The sequence below is a fragment of the Streptococcus sp. HMSC065E03 genome, from assembly GCF_001815045.1.
In the GTDB taxonomy this organism is placed as follows: domain Bacteria; phylum Bacillota; class Bacilli; order Lactobacillales; family Streptococcaceae; genus Streptococcus; species Streptococcus parasanguinis_AD.
Genome location: NZ_KV818837.1, coordinates 122963 through 145873, shown reverse-complemented (window position 1 = coordinate 145873; position 22911 = coordinate 122963). Strand labels below are relative to the sequence as shown.

Annotated in this window: 24 protein-coding genes; 1 reads left to right on the top strand and 23 read right to left on the bottom strand. The window is 42.4% G+C overall.

The features are described 5' to 3' along the window. Nucleotides 1-35: 35 nt before the first annotated feature. The 21 genes from HMPREF3002_RS00825 to HMPREF3002_RS00725 all read right to left on the bottom strand — a co-directional run bounded on the left by HMPREF3002_RS00825 (nucleotide 36) and on the right by HMPREF3002_RS00725 (nucleotide 17942). On the bottom strand, nucleotides 36-1886 hold the full coding sequence (locus HMPREF3002_RS00825) for a proline--tRNA ligase (protein ID WP_021154372.1): 1851 nt from the start codon (nucleotides 1884-1886) through the stop codon (nucleotides 36-38). Between the two features lie 15 nt (nucleotides 1887-1901). After that, nucleotides 1902-3161 (bottom strand): RIP metalloprotease RseP, encoded by a 1260-nt coding sequence (gene rseP / locus HMPREF3002_RS00820; protein ID WP_070664819.1) that lies wholly within the window; start codon nucleotides 3159-3161, stop codon nucleotides 1902-1904. A gap of 36 nt (nucleotides 3162-3197) precedes the next feature. Continuing rightward, the gene (locus HMPREF3002_RS00815) at nucleotides 3198-4001 is read right to left on the bottom strand and encodes a phosphatidate cytidylyltransferase (protein WP_070664817.1); all 804 of its coding nucleotides are present in this window, start codon (nucleotides 3999-4001) and stop codon (nucleotides 3198-3200) included. 9 nt (nucleotides 4002-4010) lie between these two features. After that, nucleotides 4011-4760 carry an isoprenyl transferase gene (locus HMPREF3002_RS00810; RefSeq protein WP_003009971.1) on the bottom strand — a complete coding sequence of 250 codons (750 nt, stop codon included), beginning with the start codon at nucleotides 4758-4760 and terminating at the stop codon, nucleotides 4011-4013. Between the two features lie 154 nt (nucleotides 4761-4914). Beyond that, entirely contained in the window at nucleotides 4915-5241 is a 327-nt protein-coding gene (gene yajC / locus HMPREF3002_RS00805; protein WP_003004444.1) for a preprotein translocase subunit YajC, read from the bottom strand. A 155-nt stretch (nucleotides 5242-5396) separates the two neighbouring features. Further along, nucleotides 5397-5642, bottom strand: coding sequence for a hypothetical protein (locus HMPREF3002_RS00800; RefSeq protein WP_003009969.1), 246 nt, complete (start codon nucleotides 5640-5642; stop codon nucleotides 5397-5399). A gap of 225 nt (nucleotides 5643-5867) precedes the next feature. After that, complete coding sequence (locus tag HMPREF3002_RS00795) at nucleotides 5868-7997, bottom strand: AAA family ATPase (RefSeq protein ID WP_049523161.1); 2130 nt, start codon at nucleotides 7995-7997, stop codon at nucleotides 5868-5870. 297 nt (nucleotides 7998-8294) lie between these two features. Further along, on the bottom strand, nucleotides 8295-8594 hold the full coding sequence (locus HMPREF3002_RS00790) for a hypothetical protein (protein WP_070664815.1): 300 nt from the start codon (nucleotides 8592-8594) through the stop codon (nucleotides 8295-8297). A gap of 18 nt (nucleotides 8595-8612) precedes the next feature. Continuing rightward, complete coding sequence (locus tag HMPREF3002_RS00785) at nucleotides 8613-8993, bottom strand: type III secretion protein (RefSeq protein WP_070465190.1); 381 nt, start codon at nucleotides 8991-8993, stop codon at nucleotides 8613-8615. Next, nucleotides 8972-10588 (bottom strand): lipase family protein, encoded by a 1617-nt coding sequence (locus HMPREF3002_RS00780; protein ID WP_070664813.1) that lies wholly within the window; start codon nucleotides 10586-10588, stop codon nucleotides 8972-8974. The genes HMPREF3002_RS00785 and HMPREF3002_RS00780 overlap by 22 nt, the downstream gene beginning before the upstream one ends. Before the next feature lies 1 nt (nucleotide 10589). Further along, the gene (locus HMPREF3002_RS00775) at nucleotides 10590-10976 is read right to left on the bottom strand and encodes a DUF1310 family protein (RefSeq protein WP_070664811.1); all 387 of its coding nucleotides are present in this window, start codon (nucleotides 10974-10976) and stop codon (nucleotides 10590-10592) included. A 166-nt stretch (nucleotides 10977-11142) separates the two neighbouring features. Then, entirely contained in the window at nucleotides 11143-11532 is a 390-nt protein-coding gene (locus HMPREF3002_RS00770) for a DUF1310 family protein (protein ID WP_070664809.1), read from the bottom strand. A 14-nt stretch (nucleotides 11533-11546) separates the two neighbouring features. Further along, entirely contained in the window at nucleotides 11547-11888 is a 342-nt protein-coding gene (locus HMPREF3002_RS00765) for a DUF1310 family protein (protein WP_256263401.1), read from the bottom strand. An 87-nt stretch (nucleotides 11889-11975) separates the two neighbouring features. After that, a complete protein-coding gene (locus HMPREF3002_RS00760; RefSeq protein WP_070664805.1) occupies nucleotides 11976-12374 on the bottom strand; it encodes a DUF1310 family protein in 399 nt (132 codons plus the stop codon). A gap of 108 nt (nucleotides 12375-12482) precedes the next feature. Continuing rightward, nucleotides 12483-13247 (bottom strand): amino acid ABC transporter ATP-binding protein, encoded by a 765-nt coding sequence (locus HMPREF3002_RS00755; protein ID WP_070664803.1) that lies wholly within the window; start codon nucleotides 13245-13247, stop codon nucleotides 12483-12485. A 19-nt stretch (nucleotides 13248-13266) separates the two neighbouring features. Continuing rightward, nucleotides 13267-13953, bottom strand: a complete 687-nt coding sequence (locus tag HMPREF3002_RS00750; protein WP_070664801.1) for an amino acid ABC transporter permease — start codon at nucleotides 13951-13953, stop codon at nucleotides 13267-13269. Between the two features lie 3 nt (nucleotides 13954-13956). Next, on the bottom strand, nucleotides 13957-14649 hold the full coding sequence (locus tag HMPREF3002_RS00745; protein ID WP_021154360.1) for an amino acid ABC transporter permease: 693 nt from the start codon (nucleotides 14647-14649) through the stop codon (nucleotides 13957-13959). Between the two features lie 66 nt (nucleotides 14650-14715). Further along, the gene (locus HMPREF3002_RS00740) at nucleotides 14716-15594 is read right to left on the bottom strand and encodes a transporter substrate-binding domain-containing protein (RefSeq protein WP_031574959.1); all 879 of its coding nucleotides are present in this window, start codon (nucleotides 15592-15594) and stop codon (nucleotides 14716-14718) included. Between the two features lie 27 nt (nucleotides 15595-15621). Further along, nucleotides 15622-16623, bottom strand: a complete 1002-nt coding sequence (locus HMPREF3002_RS00735; protein WP_070664799.1) for a uroporphyrinogen decarboxylase family protein — start codon at nucleotides 16621-16623, stop codon at nucleotides 15622-15624. A gap of 99 nt (nucleotides 16624-16722) precedes the next feature. Beyond that, a complete protein-coding gene (locus HMPREF3002_RS00730; RefSeq protein WP_070586348.1) occupies nucleotides 16723-16923 on the bottom strand; it encodes a hypothetical protein in 201 nt (66 codons plus the stop codon). Between the two features lie 17 nt (nucleotides 16924-16940). Then, on the bottom strand, nucleotides 16941-17942 hold the full coding sequence (locus HMPREF3002_RS00725) for a uroporphyrinogen decarboxylase family protein (protein WP_070664797.1): 1002 nt from the start codon (nucleotides 17940-17942) through the stop codon (nucleotides 16941-16943). Between the two features lie 436 nt (nucleotides 17943-18378). On the opposite strand from HMPREF3002_RS00725, the gene HMPREF3002_RS00720 reads away from it, so the two are divergent. Continuing rightward, complete coding sequence (locus HMPREF3002_RS00720; RefSeq protein ID WP_003004374.1) at nucleotides 18379-19236, top strand: 5'-nucleotidase, lipoprotein e(P4) family; 858 nt, start codon at nucleotides 18379-18381, stop codon at nucleotides 19234-19236. Between the two features lie 58 nt (nucleotides 19237-19294). Here HMPREF3002_RS00720 and glmS read toward each other — a convergent pair whose 3' ends face one another. Together glmS and HMPREF3002_RS00710 are read right to left on the bottom strand one after the other, a co-directional pair. Further along, a complete protein-coding gene (glmS, locus tag HMPREF3002_RS00715; RefSeq protein ID WP_049482357.1) occupies nucleotides 19295-21103 on the bottom strand; it encodes a glutamine--fructose-6-phosphate transaminase (isomerizing) in 1809 nt (602 codons plus the stop codon). Nucleotides 21104-21476: 373 nt separating this feature from the next. Next, entirely contained in the window at nucleotides 21477-22862 is a 1386-nt protein-coding gene (locus tag HMPREF3002_RS00710; protein ID WP_070664795.1) for a glycoside hydrolase family 1 protein, read from the bottom strand. Nucleotides 22863-22911 lie beyond the last annotated feature (49 nt).

The following is a 22911-nucleotide window of genomic DNA, read 5'->3' as shown; positions in this document are numbered from 1 at the left end:
ATCACCACACTGGTGAGAGCTCAGAAAGCTTTTTCTTATTTGTTCAAGATTGAAAGGGTTTCAAGGAGATTGTCCGCATGAACTTCGATGGTATCTCCTGTTGCTTTGATTTTCACTTCAACGATGCCTTCAGCTGCTTTTTTACCAACTGTTACGCGGATTGGAAGTCCAATCAAATCACTATCGCTAAATTTGACACCAGCGCGTTCATTTCGGTCATCCACCAAGACTTCGTAGCCTTTATTCACCAAAGCTTCTTCGATCCGATCGGTCAAAGCAAGACTCGCTTCATCCTTGACATTGACTGGAATCAAATGCACATCAAATGGCGCCAATTCTTTAGGGAAGTTAATCCCCCAAGCGTAACGGTATTCCCCTTTTGGAGTCTTATTGACAAAGAGGCGTGCATGTTGCTCCATAACGGCTGAAAGAAGACGGCTGACACCGATTCCGTAGCAGCCCATGATGATTGGAACCGCACGACCGTTTTCGTCCAAGACATCTGCTCCCATGCTAGCTGAGTAGCGTGTGCCGAGTTTGAAAATGTGACCGATTTCGATCCCACGTGCAAAGTTCAAGACCCCTTTCCCATCTGGTGAGATTTCGCCTTCACGAACTTCACGAATATCGACGTATTCTGCAGTAAAGTCACGTCCTGGGTTGACACCAGTCAAGTGGTAGCCTGTTTCATTGGCACCGACTACTGCATTGCGACTATCTTGAACCTTGCGGTCTGCGATAATCTTAACATTTTCAGGAAGATCAACTGGACCGAGAGAGCCAAAATCAGCTCCTAATAATTCTTTCACTTCCACTTCGGTTGCAGGTTCAAAGAAGTCTGCGCCGAGGTGGTTTTTCAACTTCACTTCATTGAGCTGATCATTACCTACAAGAAGGGCTACAACTGGCTCACCATCTGCGATGTAAACTAAAGTCTTGATAGTAGCTTCTTCTGGAACATCCAAGAATGCAGCTACTTCATCAATCGATTTGACACCTGGTGTTTCCACGCGTTTCACTTCTTCTTCTGCTACGACACGGTTACTAGGCTTGTATTCGTTAGTAGCCATTTCCAAGTTCGCAGCATAGGTTGATTCACTTGAATAGGCAATAGTATCTTCCCCAGAAACCATCCATTTGAGCAATTCTGCTTTGATTTCTTCTTGAACTTCTGCTGGGATCTCATCAAAGGAAGCTACTGATTTGTCTAAAACAACCCAACGGTCCAAGTCCGTACGAGCAGGCGTAACAGCCATAAACTCTTGGCTATCTTTTCCACCCATGGCACCACCATCACCGATGATGGCTTTGTAGTCGATGCCACTGCGTGTGAAGATCCGCTCATAAGCTGCCTTGTATTCATCATAAGTAACGTCCAAGCTATCGTAGTTGGCATGGAAACTGTAACCATCTTTCATGATGAATTCACGGGTCCGAAGAAGACCGTTCCGTGGGCGTTTTTCATCGCGGTATTTTGGTTGAATTTGGTAGAGATTCAACGGCAATTGTTTGTAAGATTTTACTGAGTCGCGCACAATAGCGGTAAAGGTTTCTTCGTGAGTTGGACCCAAGATAAAGTCAGAGCCTTCACGGTTTTTCAACTTATAAAGGTCTTCCCCGTAAGTTTCGTAACGACCAGATTCACGCCAGAGATCCGCACTCAAAAGGGCTGGAGCTAGCATTTCTACTGCTCCAATTTTTTCAAATTCTTGGCGCATGATGCCTTTTGCTTTTTCAATCACTCGATTTGCTAATGGCAGATAAGAATAGACACCAGCTGAGACTTGGCGAACATAACCTGCACGCAACATCAAAGCATGGCTAATGACTTGAGCATCGCTTGGCATTTCGCGAAGCGTTGGAATCAACATTTTACTTTGTTTCATGGACAATATCCTTTTCTATTTCAAAAATAATTTCATAATATCATTCCAGGTGACAGCAATCATCAAAATAACCATTACAGCTACACCTGCAAGCGTCATATAGGTTTCTACTTCTTGTTTCAGTGGCTTTCTCCGGACGACCTCGATCAAATTGATCAAGATTTTCCCGCCATCCAAAGCCGGAATCGGGATTAGATTGAAGATCCCAATATTAATAGAGAGCATGGCCATAAGAGACAAGACTGCCGGAATCCCTAATTGAGCAGCTTGTGAGCTGGCATTGTAGATAGCGACCGGACCACCCAGTTTATTGAGACTAAAGTGGAAAATGATATCTTTCAAAGCTCCCAAAATCCGTGTCGCTGTATTCCAGGTATCTGTAAAACCAGACAAGAGTTTATCCACAAATCCCGTCTTGAGGCCGTTTGTCACACCCAGATAATAACGATTCCCTGACTTGGTTGGCTTCACTTTGACTTCTTTTTCTTGGCCGTCTGCTTTGACCTTCAGGGTCAATTCAGGAGCTGTCTTGCTATCCTTGGTTGCTTTTTCGACAGCATCTGTCAACTCATCCCAGTTGCTGACGGTATCGTTGTTAACTTGAAGGATCTGAACATTACTTTTAACACCGACCTGGGCCAGCGCCCCATCGGGTGCCACCTGAACGTTGTTGCTGTAGTAGTCAATCGCACCACCGCGCATAAAGGCTAAAAGTGAGTAGACGACAATACTAAGGATAAAGTTGTTCATAGGACCCGCAAAGTTGGTGATCAACCGTCCCCAAATGCTGGCATTCTGATACTGAACATCTCTCGGTGCAATCCGCACTTCTGTCCCATCTTCCTCAACAATAGTCGCATCATGATCGACACTATAGGTCTTTGTCTCATCGAGAACCAAGCCCGTAATCTCCAGTTTGTCTTCGAAGTCAAACTGGGTCACATTCATGGGAAGGGCTGTCTGATCCAGATTCTTTCCTGAAAGATTAATCCGGACGACCTTCCCAGCCTCATTTAGCGTCAAGCTGACAGGCGTTCCGGTTTTAATCTCAGTTGTATCCTCACCCCAGCCAGCCATACGCACATAGCCACCTAAAGGCAGGATGCGAATGGTATAAGCTGTTCCATCTTGACCAATATGGGCAAAGATCTTTGGACCCATCCCGATCGAGAATTCTCGCACCAGGATGCCCGATTTTTTTGCAAAATAGAAATGACCAAACTCGTGAACGAGAACGATCACTCCAAAAATAACAATAAAGGCAATAAACTGCATCGTTCTATATGTGGTTTCCTTTCTATCTCTTCTGTCTTAGAACAAGCCCAAGAAATGCATCAAGGGAAAGACAAAAATCAAACTATCAAAGCGGTCTAGGACACCGCCGTGTCCTGGAATAAATTTTCCAGAATCTTTCACACCGAAGTGGCGTTTAATCGCACTCTCTACCAGATCTCCAAACTGACCTGCAATACTAAAGAGGATGGTGAAGAAAATCATAGCAAGAAAACCATGTCCACCTGCCACAGAGCGATCCACGATCATATAGATCACAGTTACCGCAACTGCAGACAAGATTCCCCCAAGACTGCCTTCAATCGTTTTATTAGGAGAAACCGCAGACATAAGCTTGCGTTTCCCAAATTGACTTCCGACCAGGTAAGCACCTGAATCTGTAGCCCAGACAATAAAGAGTGCCAATAAGACCTTATCAATACCAGCGATTCGCGCATCTACTAAGGAATGGAAACCAAGTCCAACATAAAAGCTAGACGCAATGGGGTAGACCACATCTTCATAATTGTAATTCTGAGCAAGAACAGTTGTCCCCATGAGAATCAAGACAACCAGACCATAGGCAATCATATTGCCATCTGCTGGAAGGTAAGGAAGGTAGTCCTCGATCGGCAACGTCAGGACGAAGGCCGCTAACATGGCTAGCGCTCCTTCAAAAGTCGCTGTCTCAAGCCCCTTCATCTTGAGCAATTCATGAACTCCTAGCATGGCGATCAAGCCAATCACAATCTGGAAGAACACCCCTCCAACCATTACTGTTGGAATGAAAAAGAGCAGGGCAATTCCTCCAAAAATCACACGTTTTTGTAAATCTTTCGTCATCATCTTCTCCTAAACACCACCAAATCTCCGATGGCGATGGCTATATTCTACTATGGCACTTCGTAGTGCTTCCTCTCCAAAATCTGGCCACATCACATCTGTGAAATACAACTCACTATAAGCAGCCTGCCAAGGAAGGAAATTACTCAAACGGATCTCTCCGCTGGTACGGATAATCAAATCCGGATCCCTTAGGACGCGTGGCAAACTCTCGGTATAGAGAGAATCTGCGATCATCTCTTCTGTGATATCTTCTGGACTGAACTTCGCATCCAAGACTTCTTGGGCGATCTGCTTCACGGCCTGGGTGATCTCAGCACGTCCACCATAATTGAGCGCGAAATTCAGGATCAAGCCTGTATTGAGATGGGTCATCGCTTCTGCTCTTTCCAAAGCCTCCAGCGTTTCTTTTGGTAATTTCTTGGTATCACCGATCATTTGAATCTTGACATTGTTGCGATGCAATTCGGGGACAAAACGATCATAAAACTCGACCGGCAAGTGCATGATGAACTTGACTTCATCTTCAGGGCGTGTCCAGTTTTCCGTAGAAAAGGCATAGACAGTCAGGACCTGAACCCCCATATTTTTTGCTGCAATCGTCACTTCTTGGAGAGCTTCCATCCCTGCCTTATGACCGAAGACGCGCGGTTGCATCCGCTTTTTCGCCCAGCGACCATTACCATCCATAATGATCCCAATGTGTTTCGGGACTTCTAAAGGTATCTCGATTTTTTCTTTTTTCTTAAAACGAAACATGTTTTTCTACCTATTTCAATATTTATCGCTTCATTATACCATAAATCCCCATAAAATAGGGACTCTGGCCTCTTTTTTGAACCAGCAGGACTTTCCTTCATCACATCGTCCTATTTGCCCACCAAAAAAGAGGCCCTTGCCTCTTCTTTGATGATTATTCTTCGATGGCTGAATCGGCATCTGAGCTAGCACCTTCTGTAGCAGTGGCTGAGATTCCTTCTGATACAGGAAGAACTGTTTTGATCGCTCCCAATTCAAAGGTCAGGTAGACACCATCAACATCCAAGACAACGGTCTTGCGGTCTGTGTCGACTTCATCGATGGTTCCGTACAAGCCACCAATCGTGATGACTTCATTTCCTTTTTGAAGTTTATTCAAACTTTCCATCCGTTTTTGATACTGTTTCTTTTGGCTACGGCTCATGAAGTACATCAAACCGACCATAAGAACGAGCATAATTAGCAAACTTCCGCCTTGCATATGTTTCTCCTTTAATTTTCATATATGCTATACTATATCAAATTTCGCCCGTCTTTTCAAGTTTTCCCATCCTCTTCAAGTAAAATCAGACTCCAGTCTCATAGAGGAGGCAAGTTTTGATGAAAAAGAAAAAACCACGAAAAGTGGGCTACTGACTAGTCAATCGTAATGCCATACTTTTCATGATTCTCATCATACCAATCAATCAAGGCCAAAGCCGTTTGATAGGTAATATTTTTGATTTTACTCGTTCCCTTCGTCAAAGTCGCCAAGCTCATTTTGCTGATGTTTGTTTCAGTTGCGACACGATAGCTCGTCAAGCGACCGTCAACCATCAGTTGAACAACGGCTTCCACTTTTCTGTATTCGGGAGTTGAGTAGATATCAATTGTATTGCTCATCTTACTTCCATTCCTCAAATTTTATTCTTGTATAGATTATATACTTATTTTCTTTATTTATTAATAATTTTGCTCAAATTGGATTAATTTCACTAATTATTGATGTTTTTTTACCCCAAATAGGAGGATTTTGGCCTTATACGGCGAATAATTTCCCCCAGGTGGGAAGAAAAAATAAAGACTGCTATATGATAGCAGTCTCTATTTTTCACAAACTAATTCGCCTTAATCTGCTTGTTTATCAGCGTTTTCTTCCTTCTTTGTGTCTTTTTCTCTGATCACAAGGACACCATCTTCCATGTCTGCTTCGAGATGTTTGGCATCCAAGTTATCCAAGTGGAAGTCTGTGACTTTGTCACGGATTTGTTGTTCAACTACCCGACGGAGTGGACGAACACCCATCACTTCATCATAACCTTCTTCAGTCATGTATTCTTTAGCTGCATCGCTCACTGCCAAGTCGATTTCTTTCTTAGAAAGGGTCTTATTGACATCTACCAACATCAAATCAACAATCTTAGAAAGATCTTCCTTGCTCAAGTGTGAGAATTCAATGACAGCGTTGAAACGGTTCAAGAATTCTGGACGGAAGTAAGGTTTCAAACGATCCATGAGTTCTGGTTTATCCGCATCTTCTGTCAAGTTGGCTTCGTAACCAAAGCCAGCGTTTGAAGTGGCGATAATCACAGTGTTCTTGAAGTTGACCGTGTTCCCTTGACCATCTGTTAAACGACCATCATCCAAGACTTGAAGGAGAAGGGTGATCACTTGAGGATCTGCCTTTTCAATTTCGTCGAGAAGGACGATTGAGTATGGGTTACGGCGAACACGTTCTGTCAAGGTATTGCTGTTATCATCGTAACCAACATAACCAGCTGTTGTACCAATCAATTTAGAAACGGCTGTGCGGTCGCTGTATTCTGACATGTCCAAACGGATGATGGCATCTTTGGTTCCGAACATATCAAGAGCCAATTGTTTAGCCAATTCAGTCTTACCGACACCAGTAGGACCTACAAAGAGGAAGCTACCGATTGGACGGTTCCCTTCGTCAAATCCTGCACGGTTCCGACGGATGGCACGTGCCACCGCTTCAACGGCTTTATCTTGACCGATAACCTTAGTTTGCAAACGGTGACCCATATCTTTCAAACGTTCGATATCAGTTGCACCCATTTGTGACACTGGAATACCCGTCATACGTTCTACAGATTCAGCCACATCGTTGATTGTTGCCGTTACTTTATGGTCTTCCGTATGGTTTTCAATTTTCTTTTCAAGTTCTTCGATACGAACTTTTGCATTAAGAGCTGCTTCGTAATCTTCTTTAGCAGCTGCAGCTTCTTGTTTAGCTTTTTCTTCTTCAATTTCATGTTCCACAGCATGGACATCTGTTACTGGATGTTGGGCTGCCAAGTGAGCAGCTGTCACATCGACCAAGTCAATGGCCTTATCAGGCAAGCTACGTTGTGGAATGTATTGGATCGAATAATCAACCGCTGCTTTCAAAACTTCATCTGGCAAGATGACATTGTGGTGTTTTTCATAAAGATCACGGATCCCTTGGAGAATCTTGAAAGTATCTTCAGCTGATGGAGCATTGACTTTCACTTCGTTGAAACGACGAGCAAGAGCTGCATTCTTCAAGATGGTGTTACGGTATTCATCTTGAGTAGTTGCCCCAATGACTGTCAATTCCCCACGTGAAAGAGCAGGTTTGATGATATCCGCAAGACCTTTAGAACCTTGACCATCACCTGTGCTACCTGCACCAAGGATTTGATGGATTTCATCAAAGAAGAGAATGACATTTCCCATAGCCTTGACTTCTTGGATAAGATTTTGAATATTTTCTTCAAAGCTACCACGGTATTGCGTACCAGCTTCTAGACCAGAAATATCAATCGAGATGATTTCTTTGTTCTTGATAGCAGCTGGAACATCCCCGTTCACAATAGCTTGTGCCAAACCTTCTACAACTGCTGTTTTACCAACACCGGCATCCCCTACAAGGACAGGGTTGTTCTTGGTACGACGAGACAAGATTTCAGCAGTTTCTTGAATTTCTTTATTACGTCCGATGACCGGATCCAATTTTCCTTCACGAGCTTCTTCGGTTAAGTTGCGACCAAGTTTTGCAAGGATCCCATCTTGTTTCATTCCTTTACCTTGATGGTGTTGCACTTGCTCGCTTCCTTCATTTGGAAGTTGACCAGTTTGGCGGTAAATAGCGAATTCTTCTGGTGTCACTTCACGACCGTTGATCATGTAGCGACGGCTTTCAGAACGAAAACCACCCATGTTTCCCATTAGTTGATTGAAAAGATCATCCATATTGTTAAAGTTGTTATTCATATTGTATACCTCTAATTTACATAATTTTAATTCATTTATTTAATAATAGCCCTACAGGCTAACAGTTTCTATTTTTCCTTTTATCAATTAGTTGTCTTAATTTTGGAAATAGCATATCACCATCTCCTTTCCACTATTGATCTTGTAAACCAGTAGGTTTTTTCAACCTCTTTTTGTTTACATAAATTATTATAACGCAGACTGAATTCTTTGTCAACACTTTTTTACATAATTTTTTAAATTTATTAAAAAAATCTGGAGTCACTCCAGATTCCATATTTAAATAGAAGTTCTTGGCTAGATAGATTTAAATTTACCAGCTTTTTCTTGAATAACCGTCTGTACATTTTTAGCAAATTGACCCACCATGGACTGATCCAGTTGCTTTCCAACTACCTGGACGTCTTCTTCGGCTACTGTTGCAATCGCAGTCAATCCATCATTGTAACGTTTCTCAACTCCTGCCTTGCAGGCCAATAAAATGGGCGCATAGACAACCCGTATTAATTCTTTTTCAAGTTTCTTTCTGCTTTCGATGATCCTCATCTTATCTTTCATATCTAAATCAAAGAAATCTTTGACAGGACTATCACCCATACTTCCTCCTCTTCTATACTATGAAACTTTATCTTGTGCAATTTCCTCTTCCAACTGGCATCTCTCTTTACGGTAGGATTGCCATAAATTCTCTTCTTCAGTGTCGATCTGTTTTATGGCTACTTGCGCTGCATCTCTAGCTTCGAGATCATACTCTTCTATACAGCGATGGAGGGACTCCCATGCACAACTGACATCAACCTCCTGCTTTTGTAAAAAGGAAGCTGCCATCGCATACTCTTCTTCCAGCATCTGGGTGAAGAGCTGCTGTTTTCTTTCTACTAAGCAACGCTTTTCATCTAGCTCCAAGCGCGCTTTTTGAAATTCTCTTTCCAAGTGATCTAGTTGCTTTTCCCTTTTCGAAGGAGTAGATGACATTAATAAGCTAGTTGTTCCCATTGATTCATTTCTCCTGCAATTTCTTGATCTTTTGCTTTTAAGAGCTCAATTCCTGCATTCACTTGCTCGTTTAAAGCATGGAATTCATTCGATAAGGACTGATATGCAGCCAAACGATTGTCGAATCTTTCTCTTACTTCAGTGACAACTGTTTGCCTTGTCGCACCAGCCTGTGCATAGGCCTCTTCTACTTCCGCAAGATTGAGAATGAAGCCTTTCGGAACGGTCTGTAAGACTTTCTCCAAAGCTTCTAAATCCGCATCCAGTTGTGACTTAGATTTCTGAGCTTGCTCCAGCCCTTCATCCACTACTCGAATCAGCTCATCAGAAGCCAAGCGCGCCTGCAAAGCATCGAGATAGATTTGTTCACTTGAACTCAGTCCACCACCTGTTTTTTGTAATTTATCCTTTAGGCGATAGTAAACCTTCATCCGCTCTTCAATGATTTCCTTCCGAGTGATGGCTTCCGTTCCCTTTTCAAGAACCAAATTCCCATCCTTATCATAGATATAACCATGCATCATGTGTTGCAGGCCAATATTTTTCAAATTCTTCGTTTTGAGGTGCTTAACAATCCCACTGGCACCCTTGCTTCCAGAATCTGGATAGCCCAAACTAACCAAATCTTTATGGTCAATGTGGTTGTAGATCTTATACTTCAGCGCATCTATACGCGCTTTTTGCTCTGGTGTTAAGATGGAGTAGGCATTAGGACCATTGTATAGATGGACGGTCCCAATATGAGAAGCTTCCTCTTCCGTCAAACAGGCAAGAGCATACTGAATATTCATAGATCCCAGAGAGTGACCATATAGATCAATCTTGGCATTGGGGTATTTTCGGATCACCTCTTTCAAATGAGCTGCAGCATCTTTAAATTGCGGAGGTGGGAAAGTACCTCTATCTTTGTTGTACTCTTTTAAAATGGTAGCCCCAATAAATACTGGAAACTTTGCTTGACTATCAATTAGAATATCCGTTCCCATACCATATAGATTTGCTTTCGCCTCACGATAAGCATTTGTTATTGGATTACTTCTAATACTCTTGACAAAGCTTTTTACATTATTTCCAACATTTTTATCGAGTAAACTAAACGGATAACTAATAAGCTCCGAAATATTAGAATCGGCAGTTTCATCCCTTTTTTTCAAATTCTCCTTAATCTTATCTCTGGTGAATCTTTTCGCATAATCTGTCGCATAGTTCGCCGCTCCATTGGGACCAAGAATGTTAGAAGCAGTAGGCAAATCTGTCTTTACCCAATCCGTAAATGTATCATGGAGTAATTTTTGTGTACTTGTTTCAGTTTCAGATCCCTTCATCAAAACTGTCACGTCATGGATTTGGGCACGTTCTTCATCTGAAGCAGTATAGGGGACTGGATCTTCATTAATTCCCATACCATTATTTGTTAATACAAAAACTTGTTCTTCATTTCCATTGGTACTGTCATATATATGAGAAACGTGACCAATGTACTCTTCATTCTTGGGTCCAATATCGAATTCCCGTCCAACTTTTATATCCTTTTCATACTCAAGTAATGCAGTTTTAACATTTTGTTGATCATTAAAATTTAAATTTTCAGCCATTTCAATTTCCCTTCAGAAGGTCGTTCAATTCCTTTGTTTTACCATAGTATGTCTCTTCATACTTACCAGTAACTGAATCTTCTTGTATAGTTGTACTTAACAATAAATTTTCATTGTCATTGATAATGATTTTGATCATAAGCCCTCCCATCGGATTATAATCTAAATCATCTTTAGAAATTTTATATGATTTTATTTTTCCTTCTGGAGTAAGAGCTTTAGGATCTAATTTTTTCAACATATTTTCAATCGCTACTTTCATCTTCTTACTCTCTGCGATTTGAATCATTTCTTGTTTCTTGGCAGATTGTCCATTAAAAGAGCTACAGCCTCCTAAGCTCAGGCTAAATACTACCATTATCAACACAATAAATTTACTTTTTTTCATCTTCTTCCCATTCTTTCTTCAGGTTTCTTAGAATTTATTATACAAAATTCCATCAACGTCTGAAATGTTACTTTTGTTAAAAAACATTGCCAAAAGGTTACAAGCACTACATATTGATGTAACATACTTGGCCCAATGAATAAATTCTATAAAATAGATGAGGTTGCTATTGCTTGTCTCTTTCTATTAATTTCGTTAATTCTTTAGGCGTTCCTGATGTGGCAACAAGATATTCTCCTGAATCCTCTTCTATGACCGTCATATCAATCGTCAACCGATCATCCCTATTAGTGACAATTTCGACAATAATTCCTTCCATTGGATTATATTTTAATTTATCTTTTAAAATTCTATAAGACTTTATTTTCCCATTTGGAGTTAATGCCTCTGGATCCAGATTTTTTAAATAGCTTTCAATTGCCACTTTCATCTTCTGACTCTCTGCGATTTGAATCATTTCTTGTTTTTCAGTGGATTGGTCTGTCATGGGACTACAGCCACCTAGAAGTAGGCTCAATAGAATCATGATCACAACCAAGCTGTATCTTTTATTCATTTTCAAGCAAGTCCTTATTTAGCATTTACTAATTTCTTGGATAATTCCCCTGAAATGACTACTCCATTCTGTTCCAGATGCCCATCAGCCTCCTGGGTTAGAGTTGTCGTAATGGTTAAATTCTTATCCTCGTTAATCACCATTTCTACCGTCAATCCTCCCATAGGGTGATATCTCAGCCGGTGGGTATTAATTTTATATGACTTCACAATTCCCTCTGCTGTCAAGGCATGGGGATCTTCTTGTCTCAATATATTTTCGAGAACTCTTTTTGGTTGCTTACTCTCTGCAATCTCTAGCACTTCTCTTCGTTGCTCTGATAGTCTAGTAATAAGACTACATCCTCCTAGGCACAAAGTGGTTAGCAATAACTATAACGTCCATCTTATTTTAGTGTTCCTATTTTCCTTTGATGCTTCCATGAACGACTCCACTGAATGAGTTTATTTCCCAGTCTCTTCTGCTTTACTTAACAGATCATCTAATCTTGCTGAAATACCGTAACTACCTGCTTCGAACTGTCCTGAATCCTCCATTTGAACAGTCGTATCGATCGTTAACTTTTTATCGCCATTGATAACGAGAGATACATTCATGCCTCCCATTGGATTGTATTCCAATTCACCTTTTATCAAGGTATAGGAGTGAATGACTCCTTCTGAAGTGAAAGCTTTAGGATCGATACTGATTAACAAGTGTTTTATCGCTCGCTCCATTTTCGTGCTTTCTGCTATCTGAATCATTTCCCTTCTCTCAGCAGCTTTATCTGTAAAAAGACTGCAGCCTCCTAGAAACAAAGTCAGTAAGAATAGTAGCATTAATCGTTGTTTTTTATCAGTCATATGTTCCCTCTCACTTATATTATTCGTAATGATTTTTAAAAAATGACCCAATTTTTAAGAATTTTTTCCAGATTCTAAAAAACACACCCTTACTGGGTGTGTCTCCTGTTAAATCATATATTCGACGCTATAAGTGGCATCGGATAAAATCCGTGAAAGGAATTGTTTGGTTCTCTCTTCCTTTGGACTGTTGAAGAATTCATGCGGTTCATTTTCTTCGATGATGTGTCCGCCATCCATAAAGATAACGTGGTTGGCTACATCACGCGCAAAGCCCATCTCATGGGTTACGACAACCATGGTCACTCCTTCTTGGGCCAATTGCTTCATGACATCTAAGACGTCACCGACCAACTCTGGGTCTAACGCTGAAGTCGGCTCATCCAGCAAGATCACGTCTGGTTTCACTGCGATGGCACGCGCGATTCCGATTCGTTGCTGCTGGCCCCCTGACAATTGAGAAGGATAGTAATCCTTGTAAGCGAGGAGACCAACTTTTTCAAGGGCTGATTCTGCCCGTTGGATGGCTTCTTCTTTTGGAATCTTCCGAGCTACAACCAGTCCTTCTAAGATATTTTCAAGCGCTGTTTTGTTGGCAAAGAGATTGTAATGCTGGAAAACAAAGGCTGTCTTTTGGCGGATTTCTAGAATCTCTTTTTTGCTGAGTTTTGAGAGGTCATACTCTTTTCCACCCAAAGTCAAACGGCCTGTATCCGCCTTTTCCAAGTGATTGAGGCAGCGAAGGAAGGTTGTTTTTCCTGATCCAGATGGCCCCAAAATAACGACCACATCCCCTTGGTTGACCTTGATATTAACATCTACCAGGACCTGGTGGTCCTTAAATTTTTTCGATACGTGTTCTACTTCTAACATCTTCTTATTTCTCCTTCTTCTATGCAATCGTCAGGCGTTTTTCTAAGCGATTGAATCCCCACTGAATCACCCCACAAATGACAATATAAAGAATAAAAATCACTAGATAGGATTCAAAATATTGATAGCCATAAGAGGCTTCGACCTTGGCAATAGCGGTGATATCCTTGATGGTCATGACAAAGACAAGGGAAGTTCCTTTGACCAAGTTGATAACCAGGTTACACAAATTAGGCAGGGCTGAACGCAAGGCTTGTGGAAAAACAATGCGGATGTAGGCTTGGCGATTGGTCAAACCAATGGCTTGCGCTGCTTCTAGCTGGCCCTTATCCACAGTCAGAATGGCTGACCGTAGAATTTCAGCAAGACTCCCCGTTGTCATCAAGCTAAAGATGATAAAGGCATAGTAAATGGGATTGATCTCAAAGACATTAAAGTGACTGCCAATACTCTTAAAAAAGCTATTTAAGAGGCTGGGAAAGAGACTATAAAAGAAGAGAATCAAGAGAATGGGAGGTGTCGCGCGGATAAAAGCTAAGTAAATCACTGAGAAACTGCGAACACCTTTGACCTTATAGATCTGACCGAGTGCCAAAAAGAGGGCTGGAAGGAAACTCAAGAGAATCGATACGACCATGATCAGAAGGGTCACTGGAACACCACCCAAGGTGGCTATAAATGCTTTACTAATAAAATTGAAATCCATAAGCTACCTTTCTGTTACACTGAGTCGTTTCTCAAGGAGTTGAGCGGAGAAGGAGATCACAAGGGCAATTCCCCAGTAGATCACTGCTACAGCTGTATACGTCTCGAGGGAATAATTCCCAAGATTGCGGCTGATCAAGTTGTTACCTGCTCCCATGATATCGATAAAGCCAATTGTATAAGCCAAAGCTGCATCGCGCATGAGGTTCAAGATGGCAGTCGTCATATTTGGAAGAGCCACGCGAAAGGCTTGGGGAAGGACAATCCGCCAAATGGTTTGAGCCGGCGTCAAGCCGATACTCAAGCCCGCTTCCATCTGACCTTTTGGAATGGCCAAATAGGCTGCCTTGAAAACCTCCGAGATCATAGCGGCAAAGAGAAGAAACATGGCAACAAGGACAAAGACAAACTTGGACCAGTGGTCAATGTCAATGCCCAACCACCAGTTCAAAAATTGGGGAAGTCCATAAAAGACCAAAAAGAGCAAGACAATCGGAGGGGTACAACGCAAAGTAAAGACATAGCCTTTTGCCAGACCTGCTCCTACCTTATCTTCTGATACTTGTGCCCAGGTCAAAACCAAGCCAAATGCAGAACCGAGAACCGTCGTTAAAACCATCAAAGCTAGGGTCGCTGGCAGAGCTTGGACCAAGGCTGGAAGAAATGACCAGACCTTGGAAATGTCGTATGAGACCATGTTTCTTTTCCTTTCTGTATCCGTATAGAAATAAGGAAGCTGGGGCTATGCGCACCCAGTTCCATCTTATTTCTCTTTATCTACATAACTGAAGACATCTTCACCGAAATATTTTTTCGACAATTTAGCAAGTGTGCCATCTTTTTCTAATTCTTTGATGGCCTTGCTGTATTCTTCCGCAAATTTTTCGTTTTTCTTATCCTTATGGATCAATGGATAAGTTGGAATTCCTTTGTAGGCAAACCAGCTGAGTTTGTCTGCATATTGGTGGTAAGAACCATCTTTATCTGCGACAGCTTTTTCAAAGGAAAGTTTGATGTCAAAGAAGGCATCGTAACGACCTTCAAGTACCCAAGCATAAGCATCTGCGACTTTGAACGATTCGGCAGCTGTTAATTCGATTTGTTGGTCCTTATGCTTTTCATTGTATTCTTTAATAACATTCCATTGGGCATTTTGTGGTGAAATTGGAACCAATTTTCCTTTTTCTTTCGCAAAGTCATCGATGTTCTTGTATTTATCCGCATCTTCTTTCCGTACGGTAAATCCAATGATACTTGCTCCGATTGGTTCTTTTGGAATGATAAATTTCTTGGCGCGTTCTTCGGTATACCAAGCTCCTTTGGTTCCGATATCGTATTTACCAGATTCTAGACCAATCAAGAGGTCGTCGTCACTGGTTCCAGTATACTCAAACTTGTAGTCTGGTAGTTTTTCGTCAATGGCTTTGAGCACAGCTACTTCATAGCCATCTGATTCTCCTTTTTCATCGACGAAATCATACGGCACGTAGTTTTGCGTGTGGGCTACTTTCAAGGTTGTTACCTTGTTCGATCCTGTTGAGCCTTTGCTGTCGTTTGCGTGGTTCAAGCTCCGTCCAATAATGGTTGCACCTGCAATGGCAAGCACTGCCACCCCACCGATAATCCATGTTTTTTTACTCATACTCTGTTCTCCCTTTTTCTATTTTCCTTATTCTGCTGCAGCTTCACGAACCCATTCGATTCGTTCTTCATCAATGTCACTTGGAATCGTACAATCGGCACCGATGACCAAGCCTGTCGTTCCTGTTTCTGCGATGATGCGTTTGGTTTCTGCTTGGATCGCAGCCTTATCTCCTGTGTAGAGAAGACCATTTTTGCCATTTTCAAAACCACCAAGAACCGTGCGTCCACCAAAGATTTCGCGTCCTTCTGCTAGGCTGATTCCTTCTGGTCCAACTGCCCAGTTAATGACTTGAGCTGGGTAGTCTGTGAAGAGATGGATATCATTGCGAGCTCCTTCGTAGCCACAGATATGAAGGATATTTACCCCACCTGCTTCATTGGCTGCTTCTAAGACATGGAGTTCACTCGGTGCAATACTATTTTTATAAACTTCTTGGCTCACGCGCGCATCTTGGATACTTTGAACACTGAGGTAGATCCCGTCTGCTCCTGCTTCTTTAATGATGCGTTGGCTCAAACTTGCAATATCTTGACCAATCGTATCCAATACTTTTTTAAGGGTTGCAGCATCTTGATCGATGAAGTTTGCGATCAAGTCATCTCCTCCTGAAACTTCTCCGACCAACCATTTAAAGTAAGTTACTGGAGCAAAGATATTGTAGATGGCTACAATGTCCTCTTCAAAACCGGCACGGATTTTTTTCACAAGCTCTACCTGCTCTGTGATCCATGGATGATCGGCTCCGAGAGGTTCAATTCCTGCTAAGTCAGAGATGTTTTCAAGGCCTTTGTGAATGGCTGGATTTGGATAAGCAAAGTAACCATCGCTCATGAGTTTGACAAAGTCTGGTTTGACCTTGTGTAGGAAGTTTTGATGACCCTTCAGGTTTTTTTCAATAATTTCCGGATTAGAAAATCCTTTCAACCATTCTTCTTCTGTTGTATAATGGTGCCAAAATCCAACTGGCACACGATCAACCGCTTCTCCCTTAAAAGCTTTTAACACTAATTCTCTTTTTGCTGACATGTTCTTACCTCGTTCTATTCTTTTCTTGTTTGTTATCTTAACACTTCAATCATTCTTTGACTAATATATATTTTTTATCAAGCTCTTCATCTTTTTTTATCACTGATCTTCAAGAAGTAAAATTCCTGCTATATCAGAGGGACGAAGGAGAGAGAGACTATGGGCTGGAATTTTCTCCAATTTTTCGATGTCCGGATCTTTCCGTACAATCCCACGACTGCTTGCTGCAGTAGCTTTTGCGAGTCCTAGGACTAAGAATAAAGCTACCAGCCCCATACACCACACATGAATCTTTCTCATCTCCCTCTCCTTTCTTCTTACAAGACGGCTGCCTGACGCACCCAGTCTAAGCGTTCCAATTGGAAATCGTCTGGTACGGTGCAATCCGCCCCAAGGATCAAACCACGACTTCCCGCTTCTGCGACCAAGCGACGGGTTTCTTGTTCGATAGCTGCTCGTTCCCCTTGATAGAGTAGGCCTTTCTTACCATTGACAAAGCCACCTAGGACAGCACGATCCCCAAAGAGCTTGCGACCTGCTGCTAGGCTCAGGCCTTCATGATGGGTCGCCCAGTTAATGACTTGAGCTGGATAATCCTTGAAAAGGTCCACTTCATTGCTGGCCCCTTCAAAACCGCAGATATGAAGGATATTGATGCCACCCGCCTCATTAGCCGCCTCTAGAACGGCAATGTTGCTTGGCTCAATGATCTTGCGGTATTCTTCCTCTGTCACACGCTCATCTTGGACCTGCTGGGTTGAGAAGTAAATCCCTTCAACACCTGCTTCTTGGATCAACCGGCGACTTAAAGTAGAAATGTCTCCTGCAATCACATCAAGGACATGAGCCAAAGTTTCTGGATCTTCCTTGATAAAGTCTGCAATCACTTGGTCTCCACGGGATTGATCCGTACGGAACCAGCGTTTCAAATAAGAAATGGGCGAGAAGATATTGTAGAAAGAAGCAATCTCTTCATGGAAATGGGAACGAATCTCCTTGACCACTTCAATCTGTTTTTCAATCCAAGGATGATGCTCTCCAATCGGTTGAATGTCCTTTAATTCTTGGATCGATGTGATCTCTCTCGAATAAAGAGCACTCGGATAGCGGAAGAAGCCATCGCTCATAATCTTGACAAAATCAGGGGATATTTTTTCAACATAGTGTTGGTGTCCTTTGATACTCTTTTCAAGTACGGCTGGATTGTCTAGCCCCAATTCTTTTTCTTCTTGAGTCACATAATGGAGCCAAAATCCTACAGGGATTCGCTCTACTGCTTCGCCTCGAATGGCACGAAGAACCAATTCTTTTTTACTCATACTGTGAATCCTCCTCAATATTTCTCCAACAGAAAGACTAACTGCTTTCCTTCTGGAATTTGTAACCATGATATCACCTCGAAAAGTAGCTGACTAATATATTTTCCCTATCAAGTCCTTAAAATTTCTTTATTAAGGAAGGCATCAAAAAAACGCAAGCCCTTGAAAATAGGGACCTGCGAGTATCTTTCTTTATTGCTTCATTTTAGAAGAAAAGGACCGCTTTGATCTTTTCTTGATCCGGTTATAGCAGAAAACTATACCCCTTCTTTTAAAGGAAAAAGTGGCATCTATTGAGGTGAAAAAGCCCTTCATATCAACATTTCTTTCTTACTATTCATTTTACCATTCCCTGGATCGCCTTCTCCTCTTTCTTGTCAGGCAAGATTGAAAGGAGTATAATTTTTATAGAATAATTTTAAGGAGTGTACGGTTTATGAAAACAACAAAAACCACCTTTACCATCGTTTCTGCTCTTGCTTCTGTCATTTTACTGACAAGTTGTGGAAGCAATACCACTAAAACGCAAGAGACAAAAGCAAGCAGCACTAAAAATCAGGTGACGATGACCTATGATCAACAGCGCTCACAAGAAAATACCATGTCTGTTCTCTGGTACCAAAAGGCAGCAGAAACCAAGGCTTTGTATTTACAAGGCTACAATGTCGCTACTGACCGTTTGAAAGAGATCCTCCAAACTCCTTCTGATAAGCCTTATTCCATCGTCTTGGATTTGGACGAAACTGTTTTAGACAACAGCCCTTACCAAGTTCAAAACGTCAAAGATGGTACGGCCTTCAATCCTAAAGATTGGGATGTTTGGGTGAAAAAAGCAGCCGCAAAAGCGGTGCCAGGTGCCAAAGATTTTCTTCAATATGCGGATCAAAACGGGGTTCAAATCTACTACATTTCTGACCGTACAACCTCTCAAGTAGATGATACCATCAAGAACCTTGAAAAAGAAGGCATTCCTGTTCAAGGACGTGACCACCTCATGTTCTTAGAAGATGGCGTCAAATCAAAAGAAGGCCGTCGCCAAGCTGTACAAGAAAAGACCAATCTTGTCTTGCTCTTCGGGGACAACCTGGTTGACTTTGCAGATTTTTCCAAGACCTCTGAAGCTGATCGCGACAAGAAATTGGACGAATTGCAAAAAGAATTTGGTGAAAAATTCATCATCTTCCCAAATCCAATGTATGGATCATGGGAATCTGCTGTTTACCAAGGTAAAAAACTAGATGCCAAGGGACAAACAGAAGAACGCCTCAAAGCCTTGCAAGGTTTTGATAAATAAAGCAAACATCCTCGCTAGGAAAAACCTAACGAGGATGTTTTTTTCTATATAGATAATTTTATTCAACTGTTACAGACTTAGCAAGGTTCCGTGGTTTATCAACATCGAGTCCACGATGAAGGGTTGCAAAGTAGGCAATCAATTGGGTTGGCACCACCATTGAGATTGGAGAGAGGTAAGGGTGAACCGCTGTCAAGACCAAATCATCTGTCTCTTTAGCGACATTTTCTTCTGCAATGGTTAAAACATGGGCCCCACGTGCTGCCACTTCTTGGATGTTCCCACGTGTGTGGCTGGCTAGGACTGGATCTGACAAGAGGGCGATGACCGGTGTACCCTCTTCGATCAGAGCGATGGTACCGTGTTTCAACTCACCCGCAGCGAAGCCTTCACATTGGATGTAAGAAATTTCTTTTAGTTTCAGACTGGCTTCCATAGCAACATAGTAATCTTGGCCACGTCCGATATAGAAAGCATTGCGGGTTGTTTCCAACAAGCCACGGACTTTTTCGTCGATCACTTCTTTTTCTGAAAGGGTTGATTCGATCGATTGGGCAACGATAGACAATTCGTGCACCAAATCAAAGGCTTTGGCCTTCTCATTGCCATTGGCTTCCCCAACAGCTTTCGCAAGAAAGGCAAGGGCTGCGATTTGAGCCGTATAAGCCTTAGTAGAAGCTACCGCAATTTCAGGACCAGCATGGAGCAACATGGTCATGTCTGCTTCACGTGAAAGAGTTGAACCTGGAACATTGGTCACTGTCAAGCTTGGAATTCCCATTTCATTTGCTTTGACCAATACTTGGCGGCTATCGGCCGTTTCACCAGATTGGCTGATAAAGATGAAGAGTGGTTTCTTGCTGAGAAGTGGCATACCATACCCCCACTCAGATGAAATACCGAGTTCTACTGGAGTATCTGTCAACTCTTCCAACATTTTTTTAGACGCAAATCCAGCATGGTAAGAGGTACCAGCCGCAAGGATATAGATGCGGTCTGCTTCTTGAACAGCCTTGATAATAGCTGGATCTACCACTACTTGACCAGATTCATCTGTATAGGCTTGGATCAGCTTACGCATGACAGTTGGTTGCTCATCGATTTCTTTGAGCATGTAGTATGGGTAAGTCCCTTTTCCAATATCAGAAAGGTCGAGTTCAGCCGTGTAGCTAGCCCGTTCTTTGACGTTGCCATCATAGTCTTGCACTTCAACGCTGTCAGCCTTGACAATGACCAACTCTTGGTCATGGATTTCCATGTATTGATTGGTTTCACGAATCATGGCCATGGCATCAGAGCAGACCATATTGTAACCATCGCCAAGACCGATCAAGAGTGGTGATTTATTTTTTGCCACATAGATGGTGCTTGGATCTTCCGCATCCATCAAAGCAAAAGCATAGGCCCCACGGATGATGTGGAGGGCTTTTTTGAAGGCTTCGAGCGTAGACAAGCCATCTTCTTCAGCAAATTTTCCGATCAAGTGGGCGGCGATTTCTGTATCTGTTTGCCCCTTGAAATGGTGACCTGCTAGGTATTCTTCCTTGATTTCAAGGTAGTTTTCAATGACCCCATTGTGGACCAAAACAAAGCGACCTGTTTCAGAGCGGTGTGGGTGGGCATTGTCCTCAGTTGGTTTTCCGTGAGTGGCCCAGCGGGTATGTCCGATCCCAGCTGTCCCTTCAACACCTTCTGCCTTAGTTGACAATTCTGCAATGCGGCCAACTGCCTTTACCAATTGGCTCTTGCCTTCACTAGCCAGGAAAACACCCGCAGAGTCATAGCCTCGGTATTCGAGTTTTTCAAGTCCTTGAATCAAAATATCAGTAGCATTTGTATTTCCTACAACACCAACGATTCCGCACATAGTTTTTACGATATAGCCTTGCTATACTTTCCCCTTTACTTAGTCAAACGACCCATGGTCGATTTCTCAGCTACTTTAAAATTGGTCTAGTCTAATTTGACCAAAAAGCAACCAGCGGAGTCAGTATACAATGCTTCTTCGAGTTTGTCAACTAGGAAATTCATGAAAATTGGTCTAGTTAAGTTAGGGTTAAGATTAGAGACAAAGTCATCTAAGAAAATTTCCACTGTAAGAAAAATGCCTGAAACATAATCGTTTCAGACATTCGGAATGATTGAGAGTCAAACCGTTTGGGGAACTATTTGACTCCAAGTTTTAAAATGATGATGTGAGGAGGCTCAAATTGAGCGGAACACAGGCTGCGGATTTTGATTTAGTCTTTAAATCCATTGGCTTGGCTTAGTTCTTTAAACCAATGGCCGGATTTTTTGAGGGTTCGTTTTTGACTTTCGAGGTCCAACTCAACTAAACCATAGCGGTTCTTGTAGCCATTGAGCCATGACCAGCAGTCAATAAAGGTCCAGATCAAATAACCTTTACAGTTGGCACCATCTTGAATAGCCCGGTGGAGCTCACGAAGATGGTCTTTGACAAAGTCAATCCGGTAGTCGTCTTGGATCACTCCATCCTTGCGGAATTTTTCCTCTCCTTCAACCCCCATCCCATTTTCTGTCAGAATCCACTCGATATTGCTATAGTTTTCCTTGATATTTTGGGAAATGTCATACAAGCCTTGCTCATAGATTTCCCAACCACGGTGGGGATTGATCTTGCGGCCTGGCATAACATAAGGTTCATAAAATTGTTCAAAGAGTAGGGGAGATGCTGGATTTGGAGCATAGCGAGGAGATGCTACACGGAGTGGTTGGTAATAGTTAACCCCTAGGTAATCCACCGTATTTTCCTCGATCAAGCGCAATTCAAAGGGATCATAATCCGGTAAGAGATCACGCTCCCGTAGGATCTCCACTAATTCTTCAGGATAATGACCAAGAACAGATGAATCTAAGAAGGATTTGGCTTGAAAGAGCTCGGCAATACGCGCAGCTTTCACATCTTCTGGATGCTGGCTCCGAGGATAGGCTGGTGTCAAATTGAGCACAATCCCGATACGGTAATTAGGATCCACCTCGTGACAGGCCTTTACTGCTAGAGAGCTTGCTAACTGGGTGTGGTAGGCTACTTTAACTGCTGCTGCTGCGTCTACCTTATGAGGAAAATGGGCATCATAAAAATAACCAAACTCCACAGGCACAATGGGTTCATTAAAGGTGATCCACTGATCGACCAGATCCCCATAGGTCTTAAAACAAAAACGCGCATATTCCTGGTAAGCATAGGCAGTTTCTTTATTTTCCCAACCATCCCCTTGCTCTTGAAGAGCCATCGGTAAATCAAAATGATAGAGGTTGACCAAGAGGTGAATCCCTTTTTCTTTAATCTTTTCAAAGACACGGCGGTAGAAATCAACGCCTACTTGATTGATCTTCCCTCGTCCTTCTGGGAAAATACGTGACCACTGAATAGAGGTCCGAAAGGCCGTGTGGCCGGTTTCTAACAAGAGGTCCAGATCTTCTTCCCAGTGTTCATAAAAAGTCGATGTTTTCTCTGGTCCTTGCCCTTGATAAAAGCGGTTGGGCTCGATCCTATACCAGTAATCCCAGAGATTGTCTCCCTTTCCATCCTGGGCTATACGTCCTTCTGTTTGAGGGCCCGAGGTCGAACTCCCCCATAAAAAATCCTTTGGAAATTGATACATGTCCTAATCCTCCTCATTCTACTAGCTCTATTGTAACGAATCCACCTCC

What these genes read in the sequence shown, in the direction of transcription:
- HMPREF3002_RS00825 (WP_021154372.1), bottom strand. Translation starts at nt 1,886, where the DNA reads ATGAAACAAAGTAAAATGTTGATTCCAACGCTTCGCGAAATGCCAAGC.
- rseP (WP_070664819.1), bottom strand. Translation starts at nt 3,161, where the DNA reads ATGCAGTTTATTGCCTTTATTGTTATTTTTGGAGTGATCGTTCTCGTT.
- HMPREF3002_RS00815 (WP_070664817.1), bottom strand. Translation starts at nt 4,001, where the DNA reads ATGACGAAAGATTTACAAAAACGTGTGATTTTTGGAGGAATTGCCCTG.
- HMPREF3002_RS00810 (WP_003009971.1), bottom strand. Translation starts at nt 4,760, where the DNA reads ATGTTTCGTTTTAAGAAAAAAGAAAAAATCGAGATACCTTTAGAAGTC.
- yajC (WP_003004444.1), bottom strand. Translation starts at nt 5,241, where the DNA reads ATGCAAGGCGGAAGTTTGCTAATTATGCTCGTTCTTATGGTCGGTTTG.
- HMPREF3002_RS00800 (WP_003009969.1), bottom strand. Translation starts at nt 5,642, where the DNA reads ATGAGCAATACAATTGATATCTACTCAACTCCCGAATACAGAAAAGTG.
- HMPREF3002_RS00795 (WP_049523161.1), bottom strand. Translation starts at nt 7,997, where the DNA reads ATGAATAACAACTTTAACAATATGGATGATCTTTTCAATCAACTAATG.
- HMPREF3002_RS00790 (WP_070664815.1), bottom strand. Translation starts at nt 8,594, where the DNA reads ATGGGTGATAGTCCTGTCAAAGATTTCTTTGATTTAGATATGAAAGAT.
- HMPREF3002_RS00785 (WP_070465190.1), bottom strand. Translation starts at nt 8,993, where the DNA reads ATGGGAACAACTAGCTTATTAATGTCATCTACTCCTTCGAAAAGGGAA.
- HMPREF3002_RS00780 (WP_070664813.1), bottom strand. Translation starts at nt 10,588, where the DNA reads ATGGCTGAAAATTTAAATTTTAATGATCAACAAAATGTTAAAACTGCA.
- HMPREF3002_RS00775 (WP_070664811.1), bottom strand. Translation starts at nt 10,976, where the DNA reads ATGAAAAAAAGTAAATTTATTGTGTTGATAATGGTAGTATTTAGCCTG.
- HMPREF3002_RS00770 (WP_070664809.1), bottom strand. Translation starts at nt 11,532, where the DNA reads ATGAATAAAAGATACAGCTTGGTTGTGATCATGATTCTATTGAGCCTA.
- HMPREF3002_RS00760 (WP_070664805.1), bottom strand. Translation starts at nt 12,374, where the DNA reads ATGACTGATAAAAAACAACGATTAATGCTACTATTCTTACTGACTTTG.
- HMPREF3002_RS00755 (WP_070664803.1), bottom strand. Translation starts at nt 13,247, where the DNA reads ATGTTAGAAGTAGAACACGTATCGAAAAAATTTAAGGACCACCAGGTC.
- HMPREF3002_RS00750 (WP_070664801.1), bottom strand. Translation starts at nt 13,953, where the DNA reads ATGGATTTCAATTTTATTAGTAAAGCATTTATAGCCACCTTGGGTGGT.
- HMPREF3002_RS00745 (WP_021154360.1), bottom strand. Translation starts at nt 14,649, where the DNA reads ATGGTCTCATACGACATTTCCAAGGTCTGGTCATTTCTTCCAGCCTTG.
- HMPREF3002_RS00740 (WP_031574959.1), bottom strand. Translation starts at nt 15,594, where the DNA reads ATGAGTAAAAAAACATGGATTATCGGTGGGGTGGCAGTGCTTGCCATT.
- HMPREF3002_RS00735 (WP_070664799.1), bottom strand. Translation starts at nt 16,623, where the DNA reads ATGTCAGCAAAAAGAGAATTAGTGTTAAAAGCTTTTAAGGGAGAAGCG.
- HMPREF3002_RS00730 (WP_070586348.1), bottom strand. Translation starts at nt 16,923, where the DNA reads ATGAGAAAGATTCATGTGTGGTGTATGGGGCTGGTAGCTTTATTCTTA.
- HMPREF3002_RS00725 (WP_070664797.1), bottom strand. Translation starts at nt 17,942, where the DNA reads ATGAGTAAAAAAGAATTGGTTCTTCGTGCCATTCGAGGCGAAGCAGTA.
- HMPREF3002_RS00720 (WP_003004374.1), top strand. Translation starts at nt 18,379, where the DNA reads ATGAAAACAACAAAAACCACCTTTACCATCGTTTCTGCTCTTGCTTCT.
- glmS (WP_049482357.1), bottom strand. Translation starts at nt 21,103, where the DNA reads ATGTGCGGAATCGTTGGTGTTGTAGGAAATACAAATGCTACTGATATT.
- HMPREF3002_RS00710 (WP_070664795.1), bottom strand. Translation starts at nt 22,862, where the DNA reads ATGTATCAATTTCCAAAGGATTTTTTATGGGGGAGTTCGACCTCGGGC.